This is a genomic window from Sphaerotilus sp. (assembly GCF_031429695.1).
Taxonomy (GTDB): Bacteria; Pseudomonadota; Gammaproteobacteria; order Burkholderiales; family Burkholderiaceae_C; genus Sphaerotilus.
Genome location: NZ_JANPAB010000082.1, coordinates 23,505 through 33,797 on the forward strand (window position 1 = coordinate 23,505; position 10,293 = coordinate 33,797).

Here is a 10,293-nt window from a genome sequence, read left to right on the forward strand (position 1 = left end):
AGTTCTCCGTTCAGAATGAAAAAAACCGGCAGCCAGTATCCCAGCGTGCCGGTTCTTGCGTGCTTCCGGGTCAGCAAGACCCCGGAAACTGTCGCGCATCAGGTCGTTTTCAGACCAGACGGGCCTTTTCGATCAGGCGCGTCACAACCCAGTTCTTGGTCTTGGAGAGCGGGCGGCTTTCCGAGATCTCGACCAGATCACCCAGCTTGAACTGGTTGGTCTCGTCATGGGCGTGGTACTTGCGTGAACGCGCCACGATCTTGCCGTACAGCTCGTGCTTGGCGCGACGCTCGACCAGGACGGTGACCGTCTTGGAACGCTTGTCGCTGACCACGCGGCCGACCAGGGTGCGGGTGTTCTTCTGCGCCGGGGCAGCAGCAGCTTGGTCTTGAACCTGCACTTGGGCTTGGGCTTCGCTCATTGGGCGGCTCCCTTCTTCTTCTCGGTCAGGATGGTCCTGGCGCGAGCGATGTCACGGCGCGTCTTGCGCAGCGTCGTGTGGTTGGTCAGTTGCTGCGTTGCCTTTTGCATGCGCAGACCGAAATGGGCTTTCAGCAGGTCGCTGATTTCCTTTTCGAGCGCGGCAACGTCCTTGGCGCGGAGTTCAGAAGCTTTCATTCACGTTCTCCTTGCTCAGGTACCGAACTGGCGCAACACGAAGGTCGTGCGCAGCGGCAGCTTGGCGGCAGCCAGCGTGAAGGCTTCACGGGCCAGCGCTTCAGGCACACCATTGAGTTCATAGAGCACCTTGCCCGGCTGGATTTCAGCCACGTAGTACTCCGGATTGCCCTTGCCGTTACCCATGCGCACTTCGGCAGGCTTCTGCGAGATCGGCTTGTCCGGGAAGATGCGGATGAAGACACGGCCACCGCGCTTGATGTGGCGCGAGATGGCACGACGGGCGGCTTCGATCTGGCGAGCGGTGATGCGGCCACGTTCGATGGCTTTCAGACCGAACTCACCGAACGACACCAGGGCGCCACGGGTGGCGACGCCGGTGTTGCGGCCCTTTTGTTCCTTACGGAACTTGCGACGCGACGGTTGCAACATTCCTTATTCTCCTTTGGGGGCGGCGGCCGGTGCGGCGGCCGGTGCGACTGCACGGACCACGCGCTTGACGGCACCGCCGTCAGCACCCGGCACACCAGCGTTGGCACCCGTGCCGCCACGGCGGTCGGTGTTGGCACGCGGGGGACCACGGCGCGGTTCGCCCGGACGGTCATTGCGCGGACCACGGCGACGGCGGTCGTCTTCCGGACGCTCTTCGCGTGCGGCAGCCGGTGCTTCGCCATTGGCCAGACGGTCGCCCTTGTAGACCCAGACCTTGACACCGATGATGCCGTAGGTGGTCTTGGCTTCCGAGAAACCGTAGTCGATGTCGGCGCGCAGCGTGTGAAGCGGCACCCGGCCTTCGCGGTACCACTCGGTGCGTGCGATTTCGATGCCGTTCAGACGACCGGCCGACATGATCTTGATGCCCAGGGCGCCCAGGCGCATCGCGTTCTGCATCGCGCGTTTCATCGCGCGGCGGAACATGATGCGCTTTTCGAGCTGCTGGGTGATCGATTCGGAGATCAGCTGCGCATCGACTTCCGGCTTGCGCACTTCCTCGATGTTCACGGCGACAGGCACCTTGAGCATCTTGGCGAGTTGCAGCTTGAGGTTCTCGATGTCCTCGCCCTTCTTGCCGATCACCACGCCCGGACGTGCCGAGAAAATGGTGATGCGGGCGTTCTTGGCGGGGCGCTCGATCAGGACGCGCGACACGGCGGCGCTCTTGAGCTTCTTCTTCAGATACTCGCGAACTTCGATGTCTTCAGCCAGCATGGCCGCGAACTGTCGGTTGCCGGCGTACCAGCGCGACGACCAGTTGCGCGTGACCGGCAGGCGGAAACCGATCGGATGGATTTTCTGTCCCATGGATTTCTTCCTGCCTTAGTTGCCAACGGTCACGTAGATGTGCGCGGTGGGCTTGCTGATGCGGTTGCCGCGGCCTTTGGCCCGTGCGGAAAAACGCTTCAGCGTGGCACCTTGCTCCACGTAGATCGAGGTGACGCGGAGTTCGTCGATGTCAGCGCCGTCATTGTGCTCGGCGTTGGCGATCGCGCTCTCCAGCGCCTTCTTGATGATGCCGGCGGCCTTCTTTTGCGTGAAGGCCAGGATGTCGAGGGCCTGACCGACCTTCTTGCCGCGGATCAGGTCAGCCACCAGACGACCCTTGTCGCAGGACAGGCGGACGCCGCGGACGATTGCTTGAGTTTCCATCGTCGCCGCTCCTTAGCGCTTGGCTTTCTTGTCCGCCGGGTGACCCTTGAACGTACGGGTCAGCGCGAACTCGCCCAGCTTGTGGCCGACCATCTGGTCGGTCACGTACACGGGCACATGCTGCTTGCCGTTGTGCACGGCGATCGTGACACCGATGAACTCGGGCAGGATCGTCGAACGGCGTGACCAGGTCTTGATGGGCTTCTTGTCCTTGATAGCGACAGCCTTCTCGACCTTGTTCAGCAGGTGGTGGTCAACAAACGGACCTTTTTTCAGTGAACGAGACATGAGCTACTACCCCTTATTTCTTGCGACGCGACACGATCATGTTCTGCGTGCGCTTGTTGTTGCGGGTGCGGTAGCCCTTTGTCAGGGTGTTCCACGGCGAAACAGGCGCTTGGCCCTCGCCGGTGCGGCCTTCGCCACCACCGTGCGGGTGGTCCACCGGGTTCATGGCGGTGCCGCGAACCGTCGGACGGATGCCCCTCCAACGCATCGCACCGGCCTTGCCGTACTGGCGCAGGTTGTGCTCTTCGTTGGAGACTGCGCCGATCGTCGCGCGGCAGTCGATGTGGATCTTGCGCACTTCACCCGAGCGCAGACGCACCTGGGCGTAGACGCCTTCACGCGCCATCAGCGTCACCGAGGTGCCGGCCGAACGGGCGATCTGGGCGCCCTTGCCGGGCATCATCTCGACGCAGTGGATCGTGGAGCCCACGGGGATGTTGCGGATCGGCAGCGTGTTGCCGGCCTTGATCGGCGACTCGGCGCCGCTCAGGACCGTCTGACCGGCTTCCAGACCACGGGGAGCGATGATGTACGAACGCTCGCCGTCGGCGTAGCACAGCAGGGCGATGTGCGCCGTGCGGTTGGGGTCGTACTCGATGCGCTCGACCTTGGCGGGGATGCCGTCCTTGTTGCGCACGAAATCGACCACGCGGTAGTGGTGCTTGTGACCACCGCCCTTGTGGCGAACCGTGATGTGACCGTTGTTGTTACGGCCGGAGTTCTGCTTCTGGGGTTCCAGCAGCGAAGCTTCCGGAGCGCCCTTGTGCAGGTGCTTGTGAACAACCTTGACGACGCCACGGCGGCCAGGCGAAGTCGGTTTGACCTTGACGACAGCCATTACGCGGCCTCCCCGAAGTTGAGTTCCTGACCGGCCTTCAGCGACACATACGCCTTGCGCACGTGGTCACGGCGACCGATGCGTCCACCGAAGCGCTTGGTCTTGCCCTTCTGGTTGACGACCTGCACCGAGTCCACTTCGACCTTGAACATCAGTTCGACGGCGGCCTTGATCTCGGGCTTGGTGGCGTCCTGCAGCACCTTGAACAGCACTTGGTTGTGCTTCTCGGCGATGCTGGTGGCCTTCTCGGAGATGATCGGCGCGACGAGCACCTGGGCCAGACGGCCTTCCGAGAAATTGCGTTTGATGGGAGCGCGGCTCATGCGAACATCTCCTGGAGCTTGTCGATCGCACCCTTGGTGACGACGATCTTCTTGTAGAAGACCAGCGACAGGGGATCGGCGAAACGCGGCTCGACAACCAGCACGTTCGGCAGGTTGCGCGAAGCCAGGAACAGGTTCTCGTCGATCTGGTCAGCGATGACCATGACGTGATCCAGGTTCATGGCCTTGAGCTTGGCGGCCAGCAGCTTGGTCTTGGGGGCTTCGACGGACAGCGAGTCCACCACCACCAGACGGCCTTCACGGGCAAGCTGCGAGAAGATGGCGGCCATGCCGGCGCGGTACATCTTCTTGTTGATCTTGTGCGAGAAGTTTTCTTCCGGCAGGTTCGGGAAAATCCGACCGCCCCCGCGCCACAACGGCGACGAGGTCATGCCGGCGCGTGCGCGGCCGGTGCCTTTCTGGCGGAAAGGCTTCTTGGTCGAGTGGTGAACCTGCTCACGGTCCTTCTGGGCGCGGGTGCCTTGGCGGCCATTGGCCTGGTAGGCAACGACGACCTGATGGATCAGGGATTCGTTGTAATCACGGGCGAACACGGCGTCCGAAGCATCGACCTTGGCGGACGCTTGGCCTTGTTCATTCAGGAGCTCGAGCTGCATCAGTTGGCCCCTTTCTTGAGCTTGACCTTCACGGCGGGACGCACGGTGACAAAGCCACCCTTCGAACCCGGGACGGCACCCTTCACCAGCAGCAGCTGGCGGGCTTCGTCAACGCGCACGATGTCCAGATTCTGGGTCGTGACGGTTTCGTCGCCCATGTGGCCGGTCATCTTCTTGCCCGGGAACACGCGACCCGGATCCTGCGCCATGGAGATCGAGCCCGGCACGTTGTGCGAACGGCTGTTGCCGTGCGACGCGCGCTGCGAGCTGAAGTTGTGGCGCTTGATGGTGCCAGCGAAGCCCTTGCCGATCGAGGTGCCTTGCACGTCGACGGTCTGGCCTGCGGCGAACATCGTGACCGGCAGGGTGGCGCCAGCCTTGAATTCAGCGGCCACTTCAGCAGTGACGCGGAACTCTTGCAGCAGCTCACCGGCTTCGACACCGGCCTTGGCCAGGTGTCCGGCCGACGGCTTGTTCACGCGGGAGGCCTTGCGGGCGCCGAACGTGATCTGCAGTGCGGTATAGCCGTCCGTTTCCACGGTTTTGACTTGGGCAACGCGGTTGTTGGACACATCCAGCACAGTCACGGGCACGGTATCACCGTCGTCCGTGAAGATGCGCATCATGCCCACCTTGCGGCCCAGCAATCCGAGACGATTGCTAAGACTCATGGTTCTTCTCCAATAACCCGACAACGATTGGCCGGGCTGACTAAGTTGTTGCCGCCTCTGTCAGACCCGTGAAGGACTGAAGGAGCCGGAACGACGAAAATGGGCGCAATTTTACTTGCTGCCCGAAAAGCTCGCGATTATCACACAGACATCAAGTCCAGCGCAACATGGACTCGTCACGCCAGTAGCTGACATCGCCGTAGTAGCCCTCCCAGACACAACCGATGCAGCCGCTGTCGCAGCAATTGGTCGGCTCAGGCGGCGGGTCCGACAGTGTCACGCCAAGGGAACGGGCGCGGTCGCACACCGACCGCACCAGCGCCTGTGCTTCGCGCCGCTCGGTCGGAAGCCACTGCTGAAGTGCTGCATCTGGAATCATCCCGCGATTGTCCGACACCTCGGCGCGCCCCGCCCGGATGTGGTGCTGCGCCCCTGCGTCAGCGGGATGGCCGCCCGCCGATGCCCGGTCCACACTGCCCCCTCCACGGGAGCACACATGCGGCAACGAACGAACGGCGGGCGGATTGGCGGCTTCGCACTGATCGAGCAGATCGCCGCCATCCTCGCGATCGGCACCGCCTCGGCGGTGGCACTGCCGCAACTGGCCGCACTCCAGACACAGGCGGAAGGCGTTGCCCTGCAGCACCTGGCAGGCACCGCCAACACCGCGATGCTGATGAACCAGGGCGGCTGCCTCGTCAGCGACCGGCACACCGCGCCGGGCCGCTGCCGCCCGGTGCAGGACTGTGCCGATGTGGACTCGCTGCTGCACGGCGGCCTGCCCGACGCCTACCGTGCCGAGCCGCAACCGATCGGGCGCGGCGCGGAGGCGGTGTGCCGCCTGTCGCATCTCGGCAGCGGCGACTCGGCCACCTTCACTGGCGTGGGGACCGGGGACTGACCGACTGGCGTCAGACCGCCTCGGTCTGCGCCCGCCGACGCCGCTCGCGGCTGTTCGCCAGATGCGTGCGCATCGCCGCGCGAGCGCCGTCGGGATCCTGACTGGCGATGGCGTCGAAGATGCTCTCGTGCTCGGCGTTGACGCGGCGCAAGTAGCGCAGCCGCTCCGGGTCGAGCGCTTCTCCCGGCTCCAGCCGCGCCCGCGGAATGATCATGCTGCCGAGCGCCGTCATCAGGTCGGCGAAGTGGTCGTTGCGGGTGGCACGCGCAATCTCCAGATGGAACTGGAAATCCGCCCCCACCGCGTCCTGCCCGGATTCGATCGCCTGCACCACCAGGTCGAGCGCCGCGCGCATGGCCTGCAGATCGGCATCGGTGCGGCGCTGGGCCGCGAGCGCGGCGGCCTCGGTCTCCACGCCGATGCGCAGCTCCAGCACCGCGATCACGTCACGCAGCGTGGCCATCTGCTCCGGCGCGATGCGGAAGCCCGGCCCCTCCCCCAGCCCGAGCACGAAGGTGCCGATGCCGTGGCGCGTCTCGACCAGCCCCGCCGCCTGCAGGCGCGAGATCGCCTCGCGCACCACGGTGCGGCTGACCTCGAACTCGACCATGATCGCCGACTCGGTGGGCAGCTTGTCGCCCTGGGTGAACTGGCCGTTGCGGATGCGGTCGCCGAGCGATTCGACCAGTTCGAGGGCCAGCGTGCGGGGGCGGCGTCGGGCGGTGGTCGGGGCAGGCGTCATGGGCAAAAGGCTCGGAAAAGGTCGCTGGACTGTAGCAAGTCCCAAGGTCCGGAGGTCCGAATGGGCTCAGGTCCGCTCGGCACGGCGGCCGGTGGAACGCCGAGCGACGACACGGGCGGCCAGGGTGTCATGCCCGTCGGTGAGGGCCTCGGCGTCGGCGTCACCGCGGATGCGCTCGATGAGGCGCTGCATGGCCGTTTCGCCGGTCAGCTCGCTGGCAGTGTCCACGGTGGTCAGCGCAGGGTTGGCATAGCGGCCGTAGACGATGTTGTCGAAGCCGGCGATGGACACATCCTCGGGCACCCGCAAGCCGAGCGCCTGCGCCTGCGCCAGCAAACCCAGCGCGATCAGGTCGTTGTACGCCACCACCGCGTCCAGCGGCTCGGCGCACAGCAGCACCGACGACGCCACCCGCTCACCTTCTTCGGCCACCGCCGCCTCGACATCGAACAGCCGCAGCACGCTGTCGCAGCCAGCAAAGGCATCCTGCAGCCCCTGCCACCGCTCGACGCTCCAGCGCGCCCCGCTGAAGCCGACGTAGCCGATGCGCCGGTGGCCCAGGTCGCGCAGGTGGCGACCCAGCATCAGCGCCGCAGCCCGGTTGTCCGCACCGACGCTGTGGCAGCCGGCACCGGGCTGGTGGCCACCGTAGTAGACCGCGGGCAGGCCGGTGTGCTGCAACCAGCCGATCGCCGCTTCGGACAGGCGCGCACTGACGATCACCCCATCCACCCGCCGGCTGAGCGACTGCAGCAAGGTCAGCTCCGGCGTACGCCCCTCCGCCGCGTCGGCGAACAGCAGGTTCAGCCCGGCACGGGTGGCGATGCGCGAGGCGCCCTTCACGAGGCTGGTGAAGTGCGGGTTGCAGATGTCGAGGATGACGATGCCGACGTTGCCGGTCTGGCCGGTGATCATGCCGCGCGCCATCGGGTTGGAGCTGTAGCCCAGCGTGCGGACCGCTTGCGTGACCCGCTCCTCGACCTCGCGGGTGAAGCGCTGGCCGCCGTTGATGAACTTGGACACGGTCGCGGTGGACACGCCGGCCGCCTGGGCGACATCGCGGATGGTGGCGGCCTTGCGGCGGCGGGCGGGAGTTTCATCGGTCATGGCACCGGGATTGTAGTGGGCAATCGAAGTTAAACGTTTACTTCCCACTCGATAAAACGTAACCCGAATCGGGCTAATACCTAGAAGCATCGCCTTGACCCTGCAGGCAAGTTAAACGTTTAATCTCCTCTGCCGACGCCCTTCATCCCTGAGGAGACACCCCATGAACCAGACCACGCCCCGCCTGCTGACGGCCCTGCTGTCCGCCGCCGCGCTGTCCAGCGCCCAAGCCGCCGAATTCCGCTCCGCCGACATCCACAATTCGGACGAGTACCCGACGGTCGCGGCCGTCAAGTACATGAGCCAGCTCCTCGAACAGAAGAGCGGCGGCAAGCACAAGATCAAGGTCTTCAACAAGGGCGCGCTCGGCACCGAGAAGGAAACCATCGACCAGGTCAAGATCGGCGCGCTGGAGATGACCCGCGTCAACATCAGCCCGATGAACGCGGTCTGCGCCAAGACGCTGGTGCCGACGATGCCCTTCCTGTTCCATTCGGTGGAACACATGCGTGCCTCGCTCGACGGCCCGGCCGGCGAGGAGATCCTGAAGTCCTGCGAGGACCAGGGCTTCATCGGCCTGGCGTTCTACGACTCGGGCGCCCGCTCGCTGTACGCCAAGCGTCCGATCAAGACGGTCGCCGACGTGAAGGGCATGAAGGTGCGGGTGCAGCAGTCGGACCTGTGGGTCGCCCTCGTCGGCGCCATGGGCGGCAACGCCACGCCGATGCCCTTCGGCGAGGTCTACACCGGCCTGAAGACCGGCCTGATCGACGCCGCCGAGAACAACATACCCTCCTACGATAGCGTCAAGCACTACGAGTCGGCCAAGTACTACTCGCGCACCGAGCATTCGATGGCGCCCGAGATGCTGCTGATGTCCAAGATCACCTGGGACAAGCTGCCCAAGGCCGAGCAGGACATGGTGCGCGCGGCGGCCAAGGAGTCGGTGGCCTTCCAGCGCAAGAAGTGGGACGAGCAGGAAACCAAGTCGCTGGCCGCCGTCAAGGCTGGCGGCGCCGAGATCGCCGAAGTGGACAAGAAGTCCTTCCAGGCCGTGATGGGCCCGGTCTACGACAAGTTCATGACCACGCCGGACCTCAAGCGCCTGGTCAAGACGATCCAGGACACCAAGTAACCGACCAGGCGGAGCGGCCATGTTCACCAAATTCTGTGCCGGAGTCTCCAAGCTCAGCCTCGTGCTGGCGGTGATCGGGCTGATTGCGGTCATCCTGTGCGTGCAGTACCAGGTGATCGGCCGCTACGTCTTCAACGACACGCCCACCTGGGCCGAGGCGCTGGCGATGCTGCTGGTGCTGTTCGTCACCGCGTTCGGGCTGGCGGTGGGCGTGCGCGACGCCGGCCACATCGGGCTGGAGTCGATGGTGGCGCTGCTGCCGGACCGCTGGCGCCACCGGGTCGAGCTGCTGATCCACGCGCTGGTCGGCCTGTTCGGCTTCCTGATGGCGCAGGGCGGCTGGCTCTGGGCCTCGGCCAAGTGGGGCGAGAAAAAACCGATGCTGCCGGTCCCGGACGGCATCGACTATGTGCCGGTGGTCATCGCCGGCGTGCTGATCGTGCTGTTCTCGATCGAACACATCGTCGCGCTGCTGCGCGGCGAGGAAGTGGTGCCAGCATGGAACTGACTGTCCTGGCGGTGAGCTTCACCGCCCTCCTGCTGCTGGGTGTCCCGGTGGCGTTCGCGATCGGCTTGTCCTCGGTCGCCACCATCGTCGCCGCCGGGCTGCCCATCGCCATCGTCTTCCAGAAGATGGTCGGCGGCATGCAGGTCTTCAGCTTCCTGGCCATCCCCTTCTTCGTCTTCGCCGGCGAACTGATGCTCTACGGCGGCATCGCCGACCGCATCGTCAAGTTCGCCAACAGCCTGGTCGGCCATGTGCGCGGCGGGCTGGGCATGAGCAACGTGCTCGGCTGCACCATCTTCGGCGGCGTGGCCGGCTCGCCGCTGGCGGACGTGTCGGCGATCGGCTCGGTGATGATCCCGCTGATGAAGAAGGAAGGCTACGACGCCGACTACGCCGTCAACGTGACCACGCACGCCGCGCTGGTCGGCGCGATCATGCCGACCTCGCACAACATGATCATCTTCACGCTGGCCACCTCGGGCATCGCCTCGGTCAGCGTGCTCAGCCTGATGCTGGCGGGGATGGTTCCGGCGCTGATCCTGACGCTGTGCAACCTCGCCGCCGCCTACTGGGTGGCGGTCAAGCGCGGCTACCCGGTGCGGCCGGGCGGTTTCGGCGGCTGGCCGGCGGTGCTGGCGGCGTTCCTGGCCTCGCTGCCGGGACTGATGGTGGTGGTGATCATCCTCGGCGGCATCCTGTCGGGCGCGTTCACGGCGACCGAATCGGCCTCGATCGCCGTGGCCTGGGCGCTGCTGATCACCGTGTTCGTCTACCGCTCGCTGACGTGGAAGAACTTCCTCAAAGCCTGCGCCAAGGCCTGCAAGACCACCGGCGTCGTGCTGCTGCTGATCGGCATCTCCAACGCCTTCGGCTACTTCATGGCGCTCTACGAGGTGCC

Annotated in this window: 17 protein-coding genes; 4 read left to right on the plus strand and 13 right to left on the minus strand. The window is 65.2% G+C overall.

Annotated features, from left to right (window positions below; genetic code table 11):
• Positions 1–109: 109 nt before the first annotated feature.
• The 11 genes from rpsQ to RMP06_RS16455 all read right to left on the minus strand — a co-directional run bounded on the left by rpsQ (position 110) and on the right by RMP06_RS16455 (position 5,381).
• Positions 110–421, minus strand: coding sequence for a 30S ribosomal protein S17 (gene rpsQ / locus RMP06_RS16405; RefSeq protein WP_310462871.1), 312 nt, complete (start codon positions 419–421; stop codon positions 110–112).
• Positions 418–618 (minus strand): 50S ribosomal protein L29, encoded by a 201-nt coding sequence (rpmC, locus tag RMP06_RS16410; protein WP_310462872.1) that lies wholly within the window; start codon positions 616–618, stop codon positions 418–420. The genes rpsQ and rpmC overlap by 4 nt, the downstream gene beginning before the upstream one ends.
• 15 nt (positions 619–633) lie before the next feature.
• Entirely contained in the window at positions 634–1,050 is a 417-nt protein-coding gene (gene rplP / locus RMP06_RS16415; RefSeq protein ID WP_310462873.1) for a 50S ribosomal protein L16, read from the minus strand.
• Positions 1,051–1,053: 3 nt separating this feature from the next.
• Positions 1,054–1,920 (minus strand): 30S ribosomal protein S3, encoded by an 867-nt coding sequence (gene rpsC, locus RMP06_RS16420; RefSeq protein ID WP_310462874.1) that lies wholly within the window; start codon positions 1,918–1,920, stop codon positions 1,054–1,056.
• 15 nt (positions 1,921–1,935) lie between these two features.
• Positions 1,936–2,265, minus strand: coding sequence for a 50S ribosomal protein L22 (gene rplV / locus RMP06_RS16425; protein WP_179633149.1), 330 nt, complete (start codon positions 2,263–2,265; stop codon positions 1,936–1,938).
• Between the two features lie 12 nt (positions 2,266–2,277).
• Positions 2,278–2,553, minus strand: coding sequence for a 30S ribosomal protein S19 (gene rpsS / locus RMP06_RS16430; protein ID WP_179633150.1), 276 nt, complete (start codon positions 2,551–2,553; stop codon positions 2,278–2,280).
• Positions 2,554–2,566: 13 nt separating this feature from the next.
• Positions 2,567–3,391 carry a 50S ribosomal protein L2 gene (gene rplB, locus RMP06_RS16435; protein WP_293995025.1) on the minus strand — a complete coding sequence of 275 codons (825 nt, stop codon included), beginning with the start codon at positions 3,389–3,391 and terminating at the stop codon, positions 2,567–2,569.
• A complete protein-coding gene (gene rplW, locus RMP06_RS16440; RefSeq protein ID WP_310462875.1) occupies positions 3,391–3,714 on the minus strand; it encodes a 50S ribosomal protein L23 in 324 nt (107 codons plus the stop codon). The genes rplB and rplW overlap by 1 nt, the downstream gene beginning before the upstream one ends.
• Positions 3,711–4,331: a 50S ribosomal protein L4 gene (gene rplD, locus RMP06_RS16445; RefSeq protein ID WP_310462876.1), complete on the minus strand. Its 621-nt coding sequence runs from the start codon at positions 4,329–4,331 to the stop codon at positions 3,711–3,713. The genes rplW and rplD overlap by 4 nt, the downstream gene beginning before the upstream one ends.
• Positions 4,331–5,002, minus strand: coding sequence for a 50S ribosomal protein L3 (gene rplC, locus RMP06_RS16450; RefSeq protein WP_310462877.1), 672 nt, complete (start codon positions 5,000–5,002; stop codon positions 4,331–4,333). Before rplC ends, rplD begins: the two co-directional genes overlap by 1 nt.
• Before the next feature lie 151 nt (positions 5,003–5,153).
• Entirely contained in the window at positions 5,154–5,381 is a 228-nt protein-coding gene (locus RMP06_RS16455) for an oxidoreductase-like domain-containing protein (protein WP_310462878.1), read from the minus strand.
• Positions 5,382–5,498: 117 nt separating this feature from the next.
• Here RMP06_RS16455 and RMP06_RS16460 point away from each other — a divergent pair, with 117 nt between their 5' ends.
• Entirely contained in the window at positions 5,499–5,903 is a 405-nt protein-coding gene (locus RMP06_RS16460) for a type II secretion system protein (RefSeq protein ID WP_310462879.1), read from the plus strand.
• Positions 5,904–5,913: 10 nt separating this feature from the next.
• On the opposite strand, the gene RMP06_RS16465 is transcribed toward RMP06_RS16460, so the two are convergent.
• A complete protein-coding gene (locus RMP06_RS16465; RefSeq protein WP_310462880.1) occupies positions 5,914–6,645 on the minus strand; it encodes a FadR/GntR family transcriptional regulator in 732 nt (243 codons plus the stop codon).
• A gap of 66 nt (positions 6,646–6,711) precedes the next feature.
• Entirely contained in the window at positions 6,712–7,752 is a 1,041-nt protein-coding gene (locus RMP06_RS16470; RefSeq protein ID WP_310462881.1) for a LacI family DNA-binding transcriptional regulator, read from the minus strand.
• Positions 7,753–7,915: 163 nt separating this feature from the next.
• Between RMP06_RS16470 and RMP06_RS16475 the strand changes: the two genes are divergently transcribed.
• From RMP06_RS16475 to RMP06_RS16485, 3 genes are all read left to right on the plus strand, one after another.
• Positions 7,916–8,887 carry a TRAP transporter substrate-binding protein gene (locus RMP06_RS16475; protein WP_310462882.1) on the plus strand — a complete coding sequence of 324 codons (972 nt, stop codon included), beginning with the start codon at positions 7,916–7,918 and terminating at the stop codon, positions 8,885–8,887.
• A gap of 19 nt (positions 8,888–8,906) precedes the next feature.
• Positions 8,907–9,395 carry a TRAP transporter small permease gene (locus RMP06_RS16480; RefSeq protein WP_310462883.1) on the plus strand — a complete coding sequence of 163 codons (489 nt, stop codon included), beginning with the start codon at positions 8,907–8,909 and terminating at the stop codon, positions 9,393–9,395.
• A partial coding sequence (locus RMP06_RS16485) for a TRAP transporter large permease (protein WP_310462884.1) occupies positions 9,386–10,293 on the plus strand: 908 nt, incomplete at its 3' end. The genes RMP06_RS16480 and RMP06_RS16485, both read left to right, overlap by 10 nt.